General features: G+C 41.0%; 12 protein-coding genes and 1 riboswitch. Of the genes, 8 read left to right on the top strand and 4 right to left on the bottom strand.

The window, feature by feature from the left end; all coding sequences use genetic code 11:
• Positions 1 to 82: 82 nt before the first annotated feature.
• The 4 genes from C509_RS0102555 (at position 83) to C509_RS0102535 (ending at position 8,052) form a co-directional block, all read left to right on the top strand.
• Positions 83 to 1,876: an L-lactate permease gene (locus C509_RS0102555; protein WP_018705339.1), complete on the top strand. Its 1,794-nt coding sequence runs from the start codon at positions 83 to 85 to the stop codon at positions 1,874 to 1,876.
• A 143-nt stretch (positions 1,877 to 2,019) separates the two neighbouring features.
• On the top strand, positions 2,020 to 3,597 hold the full coding sequence (locus C509_RS0102550; protein ID WP_018705338.1) for a peptide chain release factor 3: 1,578 nt from the start codon (positions 2,020 to 2,022) through the stop codon (positions 3,595 to 3,597).
• A gap of 337 nt (positions 3,598 to 3,934) precedes the next feature.
• On the top strand, positions 3,935 to 7,015 hold the full coding sequence (locus tag C509_RS0102545) for an efflux RND transporter permease subunit (protein WP_018705337.1): 3,081 nt from the start codon (positions 3,935 to 3,937) through the stop codon (positions 7,013 to 7,015).
• A gap of 65 nt (positions 7,016 to 7,080) precedes the next feature.
• Positions 7,081 to 7,186: riboswitch (yybP-ykoY riboswitch) on the top strand.
• 95 nt (positions 7,187 to 7,281) lie between these two features.
• Positions 7,282 to 8,052 (top strand): TerC family protein, encoded by a 771-nt coding sequence (locus tag C509_RS0102535; RefSeq protein WP_018705335.1) that lies wholly within the window; start codon positions 7,282 to 7,284, stop codon positions 8,050 to 8,052.
• Between the two features lie 45 nt (positions 8,053 to 8,097).
• Here C509_RS0102535 and C509_RS0102530 read toward each other — a convergent pair whose 3' ends face one another.
• A complete protein-coding gene (locus C509_RS0102530; protein ID WP_018705334.1) occupies positions 8,098 to 8,298 on the bottom strand; it encodes an alpha/beta-type small acid-soluble spore protein in 201 nt (66 codons plus the stop codon).
• 179 nt (positions 8,299 to 8,477) lie between these two features.
• On the opposite strand from C509_RS0102530, the gene C509_RS0102525 reads away from it, so the two are divergent.
• Entirely contained in the window at positions 8,478 to 9,839 is a 1,362-nt protein-coding gene (locus C509_RS0102525; RefSeq protein ID WP_018705333.1) for a TrkH family potassium uptake protein, read from the top strand.
• A 31-nt stretch (positions 9,840 to 9,870) separates the two neighbouring features.
• Positions 9,871 to 10,857, top strand: a complete 987-nt coding sequence (locus C509_RS0102520) for a diaminopimelate dehydrogenase (protein ID WP_018705332.1) — start codon at positions 9,871 to 9,873, stop codon at positions 10,855 to 10,857.
• Between the two features lie 173 nt (positions 10,858 to 11,030).
• On the opposite strand, the gene C509_RS0102515 is transcribed toward C509_RS0102520, so the two are convergent.
• The gene (locus C509_RS0102515) at positions 11,031 to 12,800 is read right to left on the bottom strand and encodes a B12-binding domain-containing radical SAM protein (RefSeq protein WP_018705331.1); all 1,770 of its coding nucleotides are present in this window, start codon (positions 12,798 to 12,800) and stop codon (positions 11,031 to 11,033) included.
• A gap of 161 nt (positions 12,801 to 12,961) precedes the next feature.
• Entirely contained in the window at positions 12,962 to 13,984 is a 1,023-nt protein-coding gene (locus tag C509_RS0102510) for an acyltransferase family protein (protein WP_018705330.1), read from the bottom strand.
• 141 nt (positions 13,985 to 14,125) lie between these two features.
• Here C509_RS0102510 and C509_RS0102505 point away from each other — a divergent pair, with 141 nt between their 5' ends.
• Together C509_RS0102505 and C509_RS24990 are read left to right on the top strand one after the other, a co-directional pair.
• A complete protein-coding gene (locus tag C509_RS0102505; protein ID WP_026319643.1) occupies positions 14,126 to 14,611 on the top strand; it encodes a methylated-DNA--[protein]-cysteine S-methyltransferase in 486 nt (161 codons plus the stop codon).
• Complete coding sequence (locus C509_RS24990; RefSeq protein WP_018705328.1) at positions 14,608 to 15,000, top strand: aspartyl-phosphate phosphatase Spo0E family protein; 393 nt, start codon at positions 14,608 to 14,610, stop codon at positions 14,998 to 15,000. The genes C509_RS0102505 and C509_RS24990 overlap by 4 nt, the downstream gene beginning before the upstream one ends.
• Before the next feature lie 26 nt (positions 15,001 to 15,026).
• Here the strand turns inward: C509_RS24990 and C509_RS0102495 are convergent, their stop codons facing one another.
• On the bottom strand, positions 15,027 to 17,183 hold the full coding sequence (locus tag C509_RS0102495) for an ATP-dependent Clp protease ATP-binding subunit (RefSeq protein WP_018705327.1): 2,157 nt from the start codon (positions 17,181 to 17,183) through the stop codon (positions 15,027 to 15,029).
• Positions 17,184 to 17,360 lie beyond the last annotated feature (177 nt).

Genomic DNA, 17,360 nt, shown 5'->3' with positions numbered 1-17,360 from the left:
AATAGATCAACTGCAGTAGTATGGAACAACAGATCACCTCATGAAAGGGCACTGATTCAGAAGGAAAGGGGAAAATACAAATATGAGTACAGGTTTGCTTGCTATTTTGTCTCTCTTGCCCATTATTGCCGTAGGTGTATTCTTGGTTGGTCTCAGGTGGCCCGCAAGCAGGGCAATGCCTATTTCCTATGTTTTAGCTATTGTTCTGGCGCTTTTTGTATGGAAGGTTCCAGGGGTGAATGTCACGGCTGCCACCATTAATGGGGTCATTGTAGCCATTACGCTTTTGTACATTATTTTTGGAGCCATTTTGCTTTTGAACACTCTGCAGGAAAGCGGCGGGATGAAAACGATCCGTCAAGGTTTTACTGACATTTCGGAAGACAGAAGAATACAGGTAATCATAATCGCCTGGCTGTTCGGCTCTTTTATCGAAGGTTCCGCTGGGTTCGGGACTCCGGCAGCGGTGGCTGTTCCACTGCTTGTAGGTCTGGGTTTTCCCGCAATGGCTGCCGTTGTGGCCGGTATGGTAATTCAAAGCACCCCAGTTACATTCGGAGCGGTCGGTACGCCTGTTTTGGTCGGAATTCAAACGGGTTTATCGGCGGATCCAAGCATTAGCAATGATTTTCTTCAGCTGGTAACGATGATTGGCGGCAAGGCAGCCATTTTACACATGATTGCCGGGACATTGATTCCACTGTTTGTTGTTTCGTTATTGACCAGGTTTTTCGGGAAAAGCAAATCATTCACAGAAGGACTCAAAGTATGGAAGTTTGCCTTATTTGCCTCTTTTGCTATGACGATTCCTTATCTTATTGTAGCTAATACACTAGGACCTGAATTCCCGTCTATGACAGGGGGGCTTATTGGCTTGATCATTGTTGTCAGTGCAGCGAAAAAAGGATTTCTCCTGCCGTCTAAGGAAGAAACATGGGATTTTGAAGATGAATCGAACTGGGATCCGGAGTGGACCGGAAAAGTTGTTATAAAGGACATTGCTCACAAAAGCGGTTCGATGAGCATGATAAGGGCCTGGTCACCCTATGTGCTTGTTGCTCTTTTCCTTGTACTGACAAGGGTGAAATCACTTCCCTTCCTTGAGTGGACCCAATCATGGACCATTGCTTTCGAAAATATGTTTGACTCAGGTATAACGGCCAGCTTTCAGCCGCTTTATTCACCCGGTACAATTTTCATTCTGGTATCTTTCATTACGTACTTTTTGCATGGTATGAATGGTAGCGCATACAAGAGGGCTTGGGTGCAATCCGGAAAAACAGCACTGGCTGCATCCACTGCGCTTATTTTTACGGTGCCGATGGTTCAAGTGTTTTTAAATAGTGGAGGAGGTGCTGCCGGGTATGAGCGGATGCCGATAGAACTGGCAAATGGAGTAGCGGCGGTTACAGGTGAATTTTGGCCATTCTTCGCCACTTTCATTGGCGGTCTTGGCGCATTTATCGCGGGCAGCAATACCGTCAGCAACATGATGTTCTCGCTTTTCCAATTTGATGTCGGTAAGCAAATAGGTGTCGATCCCACCTGGATAGTTGCATTGCAGTCAGTAGGCGGAGCTGCCGGAAATATGATATGCGTCCATAATGTTGTAGCGGCATCGGCAGTTGTAGGGCTCCTTGGAAAAGAAGGTACAGTCATTCGGAAAACGCTGTTCCCATTTGCTTATTACGCCTTGTTTACAGGGGCGATAGGTTACTCAATAGTCTGGTATTCTCAAAAAGGATTATTTAATCTTGGGTCTGTTATCGCTTTACTTATTGTTTTTGCTGCTATCTATATCATTGCAACCAACAACAGGCGTGCCAGTTTGTTGGAAGCTCCGGCAACCGATGAGTCGATAAAGGATGTGAAATAGAATATCTAAGGAAAAGCATTCACTTGACTATCCGGTGAATGCTTTTTTGGTGCTTGAATTCCATTGTCTTAAAAATGGATGATTGCAATTCGCTTTCCGTAGGAATAAGATTAAAAAGAGATTGAAATGAAAGGATTTATGTGATGGCAAATCATTTAGCACAAGAAGTTGATTCCAGAAGAACATTTGCAATTATCTCCCACCCGGATGCCGGGAAAACGACATTGACTGAAAAGCTCTTGTTATTCGGCGGTGCAATCCGGGATGCAGGGACTGTTAAGGGGAAAAAGACCGGAAAATACGCAACATCGGATTGGATGGAAATAGAAAAACAGCGTGGAATTTCTGTTACATCATCCGTCATGCAATTTCAATATGAAGATTTCCGGATAAATATACTTGATACACCAGGACACCAAGATTTTAGTGAGGATACGTACAGAACGTTGATGGCAGTTGACAGTGCTGTGATGATCATTGATTCAGCCAAGGGAATTGAAGAACAGACGCTCAAGTTGTTCAAAGTGTGCAGGATGCGCGGAATTCCGATTTTTACCTTCATTAATAAACTGGATAGGCAAGGACGGCAGCCTCTTGAATTGCTTGCAGAAATAGAAGAAGTTCTTGACATAGAAACGTATCCGATGAATTGGCCTATTGGCATGGGAAAAGAATTTTATGGTATCTATGATCGCCATAATAAAAGGATTGAACAGTTCCGGACGGATGATGACAGCCGTTTCATTCCTTTAGATGATAACGGAGAAATTATCGGAGATCATCCGATCAAACAAAATGCTCTATACGATCAGGCGCTTGAAGAAGTTCTGCTTTTAGACGAAGCAGGAAATGAATTTTCCATTGAAAAATTAAATAAAGGGACTATGACCCCTGTATTTTTCGGCAGTGCTTTGACAACTTTCGGTATACAGACGTTTCTGGAAACGTATTTGGAATTTGCGCCCCCACCGCAGCCAAGGATGTCAAGCAACGGTGAAATCGAGCCTTCATCAGAGGGTTTTTCCGGGTTTGTCTTTAAAATCCAGGCCAATATGAATCCTGCCCACCGTGACAGAATCGCTTTTGTCAGAATATGTTCAGGCGAATTTGAAAGAGGGATGTCGGTTACACTTGCTAGGACAGGAAAGCAATTTAAGTTATCTCAGTCCACTCAATTTTTGGCCGATGATAGAAGTACGGTCAATAAGGCGGTAAGCGGGGACATCATCGGACTTTATGACACTGGCACATACCAGATTGGAGATTCCATAGCCGAAGGAAAAAGTATCATTCAATATGAAAAACTACCTGAATTTACACCTGAGTTGTTTGTCAAAGTGACAGCAAAAAATGTCATGAAGCAAAAAAGCTTTCATAAAGGGATTCATCAGCTTGTTCAGGAAGGTGCAGTCCAGTTGTTCAAAACTTACCGCATGGAAGATTATATACTTGGTGCAGTCGGCCAGCTCCAATTTGAGGTTTTTGTCCACCGGATGAAAAATGAATATCATTCAGATGTGGTCATGGAACCAATGGGTTCAAAGATTGCCAGGTGGGTTGAAGACGATCAAATTGACGAGTCACTGTCCAGCCAGCGAAGCCTCCTTGTCAAGGACAGATTTGATAATCCGGTATTTCTCTTTGAAAATGAATTTGCATTACGTTGGTTCACCGATAAAAACCCATCAATTCAACTGAAAGACCCAATGGAGATTGATTAAATAAGATACGGTTTCTCAAAATGGATGGATTAGAGTATGATTATAAAGTTTAATTATACTCCATCCTGGACTTTACTGGGAAATCACAGCTATGATTGTCGTGATTGAATCTGGCGGAAATGTATTGCTTTAAACATCACTTGATCACTATTTTTTCTAATGAACGAATCAAATTGTGGAGAGCCTAAATAGAGAGGCTCTCCTTATTTCTTTTTGAATAATGTGACAGAAGTGTTAAAAATGCTCTCTATTGCCTGTGAGGCGTTTTTTGAACATATAAAACTGCTATAATAAACTGTTAGTAAATTGTTCTTTAATTCCGAAAGGAGCTCATTTCGTGAACTTAAGCAATTTTGCTATTAGACGGCCTGTTTTTACGATAGTTACAATGTTCCTTGTCATTATCCTTGGGGTTGTTTCGTTGCTTAAAATTCCGCTCAAATTGATCCCGGAAATCAACCCGCCGATTGCCGTAGTGGTGACTACCTTTGAAGGTGCAAGCCCGACTGAAGTCGTTGAGAAAGTATCAAAACCCCTGGAGGCGAATTTATCAACGCTGCCGGGGATTAAAAATGTGCAGTCTTTCTCAGAGGAAGGCTCGAACTTAATTGTCATGGAGTTCACATGGTCGACTTTGATTGATGATGTCCAAAATGATATTTTGCAGAGGATCGATCAGACATCCGTACCTTCCGATGCATCAAAACCAAGACTATTGAAGTTCGACCCTTCTCAATTTCCAGTTATTCAGCTTTCTTTAAAATCAGATACCGACGAAGAATCGTTGAAAAAGCTTGCTGATCAATTGACTACCGAGTTAACGAGAGTTGAAGGAGTCGCAAGCGTCAATGTGACCGGTAAATTGACAGAAGAAATCAAAATTACTCTTGCTCAAGATAAATTAAAAAAGTATGGTCTTTCGCAATCCGATATTGTTCATTTGATTCAGGCAAATAATATTTCCATGCCTGGGGAAACAGTGTTGACAGGTGGAAAAGAATTAACAACAAGAATTATCAGTTCCCTTCATTCAGCGAACGAAATTGAGAAACTGGTAATTGTATCTGATCCATTATCAGGAGATAAAATCAGGATTCGTGATGTAGCAGAAGTAAAAAAACAGAAACAGAATGAAGGAATGATCACGAGGACGAATGAGCTTCCCTCAGTTCTTTTAAGTGTTTTGCAGGAGTCAGATGCCAATACGGCAAATGTATCAAAGGATTTTCAGAAAGAGTTAAAAAAATTACTGAAAAAAGATCAATTTAAAGATATTGAATCTGATATATTGTTCGACCAAGGTGACTATATTCAAATGGCCATAGGTAATATTGCTTCATCACTTGTCATCGGGGGAGCGTTGGCCATGTTGGTTCTGTTCCTGTTTTTAAGGAATATTAAGAGCCCATTAATTATTGGAATTGCCATTCCTTATTCAGTAATTGTGACATTCGTCTTGATGTTTTTTGCAGATTTTGCATTGAATATTATGACCCTTGGGGCACTGGCTCTTGGTATCGGTATGCTTGTTGATAATGCCATCGTTGTGATTGAAAATATTTACAGGCATCTTTCGATGGGGAAAGACCCGAAAACTGCTGCAAGGGAAGGCGCCGTCGAAGTTGCAGGAGCCATCACAGCATCTACGCTGACGACCGTTGCTGTTTTCTTGCCAGTTGTCTTTATAAGTGGATTGCTTGGTCAACTGTTTAAGGAATTTGCCTATACAATCTCATTCAGTCTATTCGCTTCCCTTTTTGTTGCCTTAACGGTCATCCCTATGCTTGCCAGCAGACTGCTGAAAAAGCCGGGCGGCGACTTCGAGGCCAGAAGGCGGAGGTCCAAACCGATGAATTTCCTTGATAAGACTATTCGTTGGTCTTTGAGGCACCGTTTCTTTGTATTATTCACTTCACTGCTGTTATTCGTAGGTGGTGGGCTTGGGCTGTTTACAGTTGGAATGCAGTTTCTTCCACCGACGGATGAAGGTTTTTTCAGTATTAACCTTGAATTAGAAAATGGCTCAGCAATATCCGAAACGGGGAAAGTCGTGGAAGCCATTGAAAGTGAATTGAAAGACGAGAAAATTGTTGATACCTACGTTAGTCTGATTGGGTCAACACAGGAATCCTCATTCCAGGGAACTTCAAAAAGCAATACAGCTGAGATTTATATAAAACTGAAGCCCCTGGACAAACGGGATCATTCTGTGTTTGAGTTTGTCGACGGATTGAAGCCAAAGCTGGAAGAAAAGGTAGAGGGGATAAAAAAAGGAACATCCATTAGATTCAATGTAGATGCAGCTTCGGGTATTGCCCCGCAGACGCTGACTTTTAATGTAGGTGATACCAACAAAGCCCGGTTGGACGAGAGCTCAGATAAAATATTTGCCGCTCTAGAGAAATTGAAACATGTGACAGATCTTTCCACTAGTACAAGTGATAAAGTCGATGAGATACAGATCACTGTCGATAGGGATAAAGCACTTGAAGCAGGACTTGCGCCGGCTCAAATAGCAACAGCTGTAAATGATGTGACCCGAGGGGTCCAAGCTACTCAGGTCATCAGTGATAATTCTGACGTTTACGGTGTTTATGTAGCATATGATGAAAAAATTACAAGGAATATCGACAAACTTAAAACCTTATTAATTAAAAAGCCTGACGGGGGGTATGCGGAGTTAAAGGATATGGCCAAGATTGAAATTGGCAGCGGGCCAGTTGAAATACAAAGGATTAATCAGCAGGATTCTGTTGAATTTACAATGAAATATGATACGGCAACAAATATCGGAGATATGTCAAAAAAAGTGGAGAAAACAATTGCTGATCTGAACTTGCCTGATGAAACAGAAGTAACATTCAGCGGTGAGAAAGAGTTGCTTGAGGACTCGATCAACGATATGGTTATGGCATTTGTACTTGCGATCATCCTTGTGTACATTGTTATGGCGGCACAGTTTGAATCATTCAAATACCCGTTCGTCATCATGTTTACAGTTCCGCTCATGGTGATCGGAGTTACGTTGGCCTTGGTAATTGCTCGGATACCTCTTAGTATCCCTGCTCTTATAGGGGTCATAATACTTGCTGGTATTGTAGTGAATAATGCCATTGTGATTGTCGATTATATCAACCAGCGAAAAGAAGCAGGCTTTTCCAGCTATGAAGCACTTGTCATATCGGTCAAGGACCGGGCTCGTCCTATCCTTATGACTGCATTGACAACGATATTGGGACTAGTGCCATTGGCTCTGGGTCTTGGTGAGGGAACAGAAATGAACCAGCCTATGGGTGTGGCAGTTATTGGGGGATTGATAAGCAGTACATTCCTTACTCTTTTCGTGATTCCGGTTGTGTACAGCCTGTTTGACCCGGAAACAAGAACAATGAACACGAAGAAGAAATACCGGGAATAGATTCAAATTTTCATTGCTTTTTAATCGATTATAAATTATAATGAAAAAAACAACATACAGCTTGACTTAAAGTCAAAGGGGAGTAGCATCAAATGAGCTTTTTAGGCTCATTTGAAACAAAGTCGTCAATTCGTGAAGCAATTCACCGGCTTTGTTGGCATGAACATGTCCAGCAAGACCTTTGCCCATCGGGCAAGGGTCTTTTTGATTTTCCAATTAAAGGCTGCCGATGGGGATGTTGATCATTTTCACGGGAGGGATTTAATTTGGAATTATCAATGTTGTTGGAGTATTTATGGGTGCTGATTGTACTGGTCGGCTTGGAGGGGATATTGGCAGCGGACAATGCGGTCGTCATGGCTGTCATGGTTAAGCACCTTCCTAAAGACAAGCAGAGGAAGGCCTTGTTCTACGGTTTGTTCGGTGCTTTCCTTTTCCGTTTCATTGCATTGTTTTTAATTACATTTTTAGTTAATGTATGGCAGATTCAAGCCATTGGTGCAGCCTATTTGTTATTTTTGGCAGCTCACTACCTTGTTAAAAAATATTCGGGTATCGAAAAGGCAAAAAATATAAAAGAAAAAAGCAAAAGTCAGTCGTTTTGGTTTACGGTGTTTAAAGTGGAAATTGCCGATATTGCCTTTGCAATTGATTCAATGCTTGCTGCGGTCGTGCTCGCAGTTACCTTGAAACCAACCGGATGGTTTCAAGTTGGAGGTATTGACGGAGGACAATTCCTTGTTATGCTGTTGGGCGGTCTAATCGGGGTTATTATCATGCGATTTGCCGCGAATTCTTTTGTCAGCCTGTTGTCTAAATATCCAGGTTTGGAAACATCCGCATTTTTAATTGTCGGATGGGTGGGAGTAAAGCTTGCAGTCCTGACGTTGTCTCATCAGAAGGTTGGATTATTGAACCCTCATTTTCCGGAATCGTTTGAATGGAAACTGACATTTTGGATCGTCCTTATCCTGATTGCGGTTTCTGGTTATATTACGTCAAAGAAAAAGGCCGTTCTTCAATCTTCAAATAAATAGTAATGAAACAGTCCCTGTAGTTTTATAAAACAGGGACTGTTCCATTTATTGCTGTTGATTGCCTGATAATTGAGATTGAGCTTGTTTGACGAGGCGCTTGGTAATTTCACCGCCTACAGAACCGTTTGCTCTAGCGACAGTGTCAGATCCTAGAACAACTCCAAATTCCTGGGCGATTTCAAGTTTCACCTGATCCAAATATTGTTCTATACCAGGAACGAGTAATTGATTGCTTCTCTGTCCCATTATTTTTCCTCCTTGAAAAGTTATTTTTGGGTAACCTTATTGATAGTATGTTCGATAAAAGAAAAAGTAATGCTGGAACATGCTACATGTTTTTTGGTACATTTGTACATACCTACTTTCCATTCACCGGCATTTTGCTTATGATGGAATAATGAATAAATACAGAGGAAATGAGAAAAATGAAACCATTCCATAAACGAAGACTATACAAAATGTCGCTGACACCTTTTCGAGTATTGGTCTCTTATTACTTTTTGACGGTCGGGGTCGTAGCGCTTCTTCTCAGCCTGCCGGTTGCCAGGCAGGAGGGTGCGGATTGGTCTGCGATGGATGCTATTTTTGTGGCAGCCAGCTCGGTCAGCGTTACCGGTTTAACGACTGTTGATTTATCTGAAACGTTGTCGGTCGTCGGGATTTTTATTTTGATATTCGCCCTCCAGGTTGGAGGGATTGGAATTATGACCATCAATACTTTCTTCTGGCTATTGTTCGGCAAGAAAATTGGATTAAAGCAACGGCAATTGATTCAAACTGATCAAAATCAATTAAATTTGTCCGGGTTGGTTAACTTACTTAAACAAATTCTTTATTTGATTATATTGATTGAAGCAATTGGAGCCCTCGTTCTGGGGACTTATTACATGAAGTATTTCCATGATCCAAAGGAAGCTTTTCTCCAAGGGGTGTTCGCTTCTGTCAGCGCAACAACAAATGCCGGCTTTGATATTACCGGTGAATCTCTGATTCCTTTTGCACATGATTATTTCGTTCAATTTGTAACTATGATATTGATTATTCTTGGGGCAATCGGATTTCCGGTTTGGACAGAAGTGAGGAAATTTTTATTTTATAAGGGGACCAAGACCAGGTTTCGTTTTTCTTTGTTTACAAAAATTACCACTGCTACATATTTCATTTTGCTTGTTGCAGGGACAGTAGTTATTTTCTCACTTGAAATCAATGGATTCTTTGCCGGAAAGTCATGGCATGAATCTCTCTTTTATTCACTGTTCCAATCAACAACGATGAGAAGCGCAGGGTTATTAACGCTTGATATCAATGATTTTTCAACTCCAACTATTCTGTTTATGTCAGCACTGATGTTTATCGGGGCATCGCCAAGCTCTGTCGGAGGCGGAATCAGAACTACTACATTCGCTTTGAATATTTTGTTTCTGATTCATTATGCGAGGGGACGAAGGACAATCAAAGTGTTCAAGAGGGAAATCCATCATGATGATGTGATTAAATCTCTTGTGGTATTAATGCTCGCCGTCATACTGTACGGATCATCTGTTGTGATATTGTCGGCAACGGAGAACGTCAGTCTGATATCAATTATTTTTGAAGTGGCTTCCGCTTTCGGAACCTGTGGAGCTTCCATGGGGATCACTCCAAATCTGACAACATTTGGAAAATGGATGCTTATTATTTTGATGTTTATCGGCAGAATAGGCATATTGTCATTTTTGTTCATTTTGTCGAGCAATGACAAAGCACCTGACTTCCAATATCCGAAGGAACGAGTCATAATAGGTTAGAACCAAATATTTTGTCAAGGAGGATGAATATATGAACCAAAAAATTAGAGTAGGCATCAATGGTTATGGTAACTTGGGTAAAGGGGTAGAATTCGCCCTGAAGCAAAATAATGACATGGAGCTTGTCGCCATTTTCTCGCGCAGGGACCCTGAAAGTGTCGAAACATTGGATCCTTCTGTTAAAGTTTTACATATATCTGAGGCGGAAAAATATAAGGATGAAATCGATGTAATGATTTTATGCGGGGGCTCAGCAACGGACCTTCCAGAGCAGGGGCCAAACTTTGCCAAATTATTTAATACGATCGATAGCTTTGACACGCATGCAAAAATACCTGAATACTATGCTGTGATGGATGAGGCGGCAAAATCCGGCAATAAAACAAGCATAATTTCTGTCGGATGGGATCCAGGGATGTTTTCCATAAACCGTCTGCTCGGAGAAGCGATACTCCCTGAAGGTGAAACATATACATTCTGGGGGAAAGGGCTCAGTCAGGGCCATTCCGATGCAATCAGGAGAGTGGAAGGTGTAAAGGCCGGTGTTCAATACACCATTCCGATCGAAGAGGCGGTTAACCGTGTAAGAAATGGGGAGAACCCGGAGCTTTCCACGAGGGAAAAACATCTGCGTGAATGTTTCGTTGTTGCCGAAGAAGGGGCAGACAAGGAAAAAATTGAAAATGAAATCAAAACGATGCCCAACTATTTCGCGGATTATGATACAATTGTAAACTTCATTTCTGAAGAGGAACTGAAAAAGAACCATTCTAAAATGGTCCATGGCGGTTTTGTCATCAGGAGTGGAATCACAGGGAACAAAACAAACCAAATTGTGGAATACTCTTTAAAACTGGATAGCAACCCAGAGTTTACCTCCAGCATATTGGTCACTTATGCTCGTGCGGCATATAAGATGAACAAGGAGGGGCAATACGGAGCAAAAACTGTTTTTGATGTTCCAGCGGGTCATTTGTCTCCAAAGTCTCCAGAACAACTAAGGAAAGAACTTTTATAAAGACGAAAAACCGGCAAAGACTGCCGGTTTTTTTGTATGAATTCTTTTAGAGCTTTGCTATACTGTTACTTCTCCGTCATCGGGTCTACGACTCTTTCTATGCAGTTAGATGTCTATACGCCAAATACCAAAAAAACGCAAACCATGTTCGGATGGTCGTAAACGGGCATTGCTCACGCCATTTTCGATAAATTTTTCATCCTTAAAGGATAGAATGTAGGTACTCCGCTGGAAGGTTCGTAATAAATCAAACCGTAAGAATTCTGCTGAATGATTTTTCCGGATTCCATAAATTCTCCCAGTAAGAATGGGAAACTCTCAACTACTGTATGCTTATATAAATCACGCTCTCTTAGCCCAAGTTGATCAAAAGCATGACCTGCCAAAGTAGGGTTATCATTTATCTTGGAATAAATTTCCGAGCGTTCCTGTCTACTAAGCGAAGAAGATGTACCCCACCAGGCTTTCCTAGGTTTATAGCGATGATTCAACAAATAATCATACTTCATCAGACCCTCTGCCAATTCCCTATTCCGGACTTCTTTTTCATTTAAAAACTGAACGAGTCTATAATAGAGATCTTCGAGCTGATGCCCGATCCTGGACCATCCTTGCTCGTCCCAATATGTACCGAAGTTTTGGAAGAAATCAAACGGTGTATCAAAGCAGGACGAAGTGATATAGTCCACTGAATGATCCATTCTGTGGTCATTCCAGTACTTCTCCAATACATCTTCCACCTGTTTAATTTTCAATACATCTTCAAAGCTTAGGACATTATTTTGTAGTATTTCATACGGGGCATGATTCATGAATACATAGCCGAACTGTTTGGCGGAAATCCTCAGACCGGTACCCCTCAGCATTTTTAAAAATCCGAGTTGAAGCTCTTCCGGCCTTAAGGCGAAAACATCATTAAACGTCTTTCGGAAAGAATTGTAATCCTCATCTGGGAGCCCGGCTATTAAATCAAGATGCTGAACAATTTTACCGCCTTCTTTCACCATTGTCACGGTCCTTGTCAGTTTTTCAAAATTCTGCCGCCTTTTCACCAATTCATTTGTCAGATCGTTTGTTGATTGCACACCGATTTCGAATCTGAACAGACCAGGAGGTGCATTTTTATTTAAAAAGTCGATGACTTCCGGGCGCATGATGTCACCTGTTATTTCAAACTGAAAAACGGTGCCTGGTACATGTTCATCAATCAGAAATTGAAACATCTCCATGGCATAGCTCCTACTTATATTAAATGTGCGGTCAACGAATTTAATTGTTTTGGCACCGTTTGCCATCAAATATCTAATGTCATCTTTGATCTTTTCCCTATTGAAATACCTCACACCCACTTCAATAGAGGAAAGGCAGAATTGACAGCTAAATGGGCATCCTCTGCTCGTTTCAATGTAAATGACGCGCTTGGAAAGATTGTCTCTATCTTCAGGAAATCGGAAAGGGGAAGGCAGTTCACGAAGATCCACTTTGTCTCTAATCGGGTTAATGATTGGTTTTCCGTCTTGCATAAAACCGATCCCTTTGATATCAGTGACAGCTGACCCATTTTTCAGAGCATCGAGCAGCACCTTGAAAGTTTCTTCACCTTCACCCACAACAATAAAATCGATTTCGTTCAAGCGTTGCAGCCAATATACGACATCATATGAAACTTCCGGACCGCCCAGTACAATTTTGACATTAGGCATTATTTTACGCATAATCTGTATCACTTTCACTGTTTGTTCTATATTCCATATATAACAGCTGAATCCAACGACGTCCGGCTTTTTTGCAAATAGGTCCGTTACTATATTCAATATGGGGTCATTGATGGTATATTCCGCTATTTCTATGTCATGGTCTGGCGCGGCATATGCCTTTAAATAGCGTATGGCCAGATTTGTATGGATAAACTTTGCATTAAGCGTACTTGCGATTACTCTCATTTGTTGTCGCAACTCCTTTTTCTTCACTACCTCATCTATTTTAGCGAAGAAAAAAGAAAACTACAATTTGAGATAAAAAGAAGCAGGAACTATTCGAATTATGGCGAATATAGGTAAAAGGATATAGTGCATAAAAAAAGAGCGGAACTGCGCCCGCTCTATCAAGATGAACTGTATTCATTTCGCTGTTGATTCGCAGCATGTTTCAGCTTTGACCACTTCAATTCTATAATCGGCTGAGTGATGCTTGTTATAAATTTACTTGAGAGGAGGGCGGTCAATAGAAGACTGACTACCAATAATAAAGGAAATGCCTGCACTTGATCAACGTATCCCTCTAGATCACTTCCCCTAAATGTACGTACAATGAATCCGTGCAGCAAATAGACGTACAATGTATTTTTCCCCCATCTTGTAAAAAAGAATTGGCGGCGAGGAACGAATGCAAAAAAGCATGCAGTCATCGTAAATTGGACAATATAAATTCCCGCTCGTTGTAACATTCCAAACATCTCTGCATTTTCAAACTCACTATATGCCTTTGAGCCAAAGAACCATTTTTCATTCAAATCCGGGAAAACAAGGATGCCGGTGGCAACGATTAACATGACAAGGAGCGACGCCACTTTTGCTCTTGATTGTACAAGCTCTTTAAAATGTTTTTTGCTCAAAAAATAACCGGCTAAGAAAAACGGAAAGAAGACAACGGTTCTCGACAAGCTGAAATAAGTTGATATCCAGTCGAAGTAACCTGCTCCAAGCCCAGCCAAAAGCGCAATAGTCAAGGCAACTCTGGGTTTCAGACGACTGAATGCCAGCAACATGATATTCCAGCAAAATAGACTGATTAAAAACCAGAGTGACCAATGCGGTTGAAAAAGTTCCAGCTTAAAGGTGTCCTTGCTGTGTAAAAAATAGTAAAATACTGCATAGACGATTTGGAATAAAATATAGGGTATGATCAGTTTTTTTGTTATTTTGGCAATATATCCCTTTTCATAAATGCCTTTGGCGAAAAAACCCGAAATCAGAATGAACGCCGGCATATGGAATGTATAAATGAATTTATACAAAAAGGAAATGAACGAACTAGTTTCAATATAGGATTGAAGAAAATGCCCAAATACCACAAGGAAAATCAACAGGATTTTAGCATTGTCAAAGTAATAATCTCTTTTTTTCATCAATGGTCCCCCGCATACTAAGTTAGTCACTTTGCATTTTCCCCTTGCATGTTTTGACAAACATTACGTTTATATAACAAATGAGAGAAAATAATGAAAGTGATGAAGGAGTCTAATACAATGGATAGGGAGTCTATGATAATGAAATTTTATTATACTGAGATGGACAGTGCAATAGGTAAACTATTTCTAACCACTACAAATTATGGAATAACCGGAATTTATTTTAATACGGAAGATGTTCCGGAATCGGTAAAAAACAACATGGAGGAAGGAAGGGATCATCCGATCCTTCGTGAGACTGTCAACCAACTGTCTGATTATTTCCATAATAAAAGGCGAGAATTTTCTGTTCCTCTATCTATAGACGGAACAGACTTCCAGAAAGCAGTCTGGAATAAGCTGCTTCAAATCCCTTTTGGAGAAACCCGAACATATGCTGACATTGCAGCTTCCATACAAAATGAAAGAGCAGTGAGAGCGGTGGGACAGGCAAACAGAGCCAACCGTCTGCCAATATTGATTCCATGCCATCGGGTGATTGGAAAGAATAACAAATTAACAGGTTACGCGGGGAATCAAGTCGACAAAAAGGAGCTCTTGTTAAAATTAGAAGGTATTCTATGATCACTTTCATAGAATCATATTGTTTTTTTGTCCGAACGGTGTCAATTTCTGGATATTTATTTACATTGCTGGATAATTTTGAGACAATGGTAGAGTTGAAAAGAATGGATGGCGGAGGTAGGCAATACATGTGCAACAGCAGTAAGGATCAAAGCTCTTTTTTGGCAAAGATTCAACAAAAACGGGAAGAAATGTTCATTCTAGGCGAAAAATACGGATTGGGCGCAGATGAAACGATTACTTGCAGCCGTGAACTTGACCAACTTTTAAATGATTATTATCATATCTATCAATCGACATCCTCTGCTAAGACAACAAATCAAAGCCGCAAACAATCGTTTGTTTTATTCTCTAAACCGTATCCTGCAAGACATGTACAATCCTCGTAAGACTAAGTTATAAAAAAAGGGCTGCCTTAGGCAGCCTCTCTTTGTGTTACGATGATTTTATCGTTTTCTAAGACAGCTTGAAGATGCTTGGCACCTTCATTGTCCAATATGAAATCTGCGATTTGGTCTTCGAGTTGCTCCTGGATCGAGCGGCGGAGCGGACGTGCACCAAATTGTGGATGATATCCAAGTTCCGTCAATTTTTCTTTTACTTCGTCAGGAACATCTATAGACACCCCTTGTTCAGCTAAAGTATCGGACATCTCATTGAGGAGAAGATCCACAATTTTTAATAAGTGTCTTTTTTCTAATGAATGGAATTCTACAATTCCGTCGAAACGGTTTAGAAATTCCGGTTTAAAGAAGGATCCAAGAGAATCAAGAATGCTTGTCTCTTTAAGTGCATCGCTTTTATCAAATCCAACTTGGATCTTTTTTACGCCTGTTCCGGCGTTGCTTGTCATAATGATGACAGTATCCTTGAAACTCACTGTTCTGCCTTGGCTGTCTGTAAGGCGACCGTCCTCCAAGATTTGCAAGAACATGTGTTGTACGTCAGGGTGTGCCTTTTCAATTTCATCAAGTAAAATGATGCTATACGGATTCCGGCGTACTCTTTCAGTCAATTGTCCGGCTTCCTCATGACCTACATATCCTGGGGGAGAACCAATTAACTTGGATACACTATGTTTTTCCATATATTCGCTCATGTCAAGGCGGATATAGGCATCTTTCGTTCCAAAAAGTTCCTCAGCCAACACTTTTGTCAGTTCTGTTTTACCTACCCCAGTTGGTCCTACGAAAAGGAATGATCCGATTGGACGGTTTTTTGCTTTCAAACCTGCTCGACTTCTGCGGATGGCTTTGGCCACTTTTTGGACCGCTTCATTTTGGCCGATTACTTTGGAAGATAGGTTGTCAACAAGGTTTTTCATTTTCTTTTGTTCATCGGACTCCAGCTTTCCAACTGGAATACCTGTTTTCGCAGAGATGATGTTCTGAATATGTTCAACATCCACAACCATTCGTGGTCCAGATGATTCCTCATTCAATATTTTCTCCAATTTCATTTCTTCATCACGAAGTTTTGCGGCAGTTTCATAATCTTCCTTGGCTAGTGCCGCTTGTTTTTCTTTTTCCACTTCTGCGTAACGCAGCTGAGCATCTTCCTTGCTTGGTTCATTGATCATCAAATTTAACTTTGAACCGGCTTCGTCCATCAGGTCGATGGCTTTATCAGGAAGGAAGCGATCCTGGATGTACCGGCTTGACAAGTCTACGCATGCCTTGATTGCTTCGTCTGTGAAAGTCACTTCATGGAAACTTTCATATTTGTCTTTCAATCCTTTTAAAATTTCCAAGGCTTTTTCTTTGCTTGGCTCGCCAACTTGCACTGGCTGGAATCGTCTTTCCAGTGCTGCGTCTTTTTCAATTTGACGGTACTCTTTTAAAGTAGTCGCACCAATGACCTGCAATTCACCTCTGGCTAACGCGGGTTTTAAAATGTTTCCGGCGTCCATGGAACCTTCAGCGGAACCTGCTCCAACAAGCAAATGTACCTCATCGATGAAAAGCAAAATGTTTTTCCGTCTTTGAAGTTCGGCGATCAGCTGTTTCATCCGTTCCTCGAATTGTCCCCTGACTCCAGTATTGGCAACTAGAGAAGCAACATCAAGCAAATAAACTTCTTTATTCCTCAATTTGGCAGGGACAGCGCCATCGATCATTTTAAGTGCCAGCCCTTCTGCGATGGCCGTTTTACCGACTCCTGGTTCACCAATCAAAACAGGGTTGTTTTTGTTCCTGCGGTTTAATATTTCAATAACCCGATTAATTTCTTCTTCACGTCCAATGACAGGGTCGATCAATCCAGCTTTGGCTGCGTCATTCAAATTTCGGCCGAACTGATCCAAAAAGCCTCCGCCCTGTCTTCCAGCGGTTTTTTCTTGGACATTTCCATTCGCGTTTGGATTAAATGCATTTTCTCCTGCACCTGGAAGTCCTTTGAAGAAATCGTCGAATCCTCCGAATTGATTCCCGAAAGGAGATCCTCCCATCGCACTCAGTTGTTGTTTTTCATCGGCATAGCAGGTGGAACATAATGCCAAGGTTTGTTTTTGTCCGTTTATATTTACGTGGAGATGAACGTTAGCATTTCGTTGATTACATTTGCTGCAAAGCATATGCACCTAACCTCCATTATACATTTTAGAATTTGATCAATTTTGACCAATTTGTTAATAAAAAAGGTCTGTTGTTTTGACCAACTTTGACCTTGTGGTTTTATTATACACTGACCTTTTTTGACTTTCAACCCATTTGATCAAAAAATATATTTTTTTGAGGCATGTCTCATAAGG

Source organism: Siminovitchia fordii DSM 16014 = CIP 108821, assembly GCF_000374565.1.
Classification (GTDB): Bacteria; Bacillota; Bacilli; order Bacillales; family Bacillaceae_C; genus Siminovitchia; species Siminovitchia fordii.
This window is presented reverse-complemented; position numbering and strand designations above follow the sequence as displayed.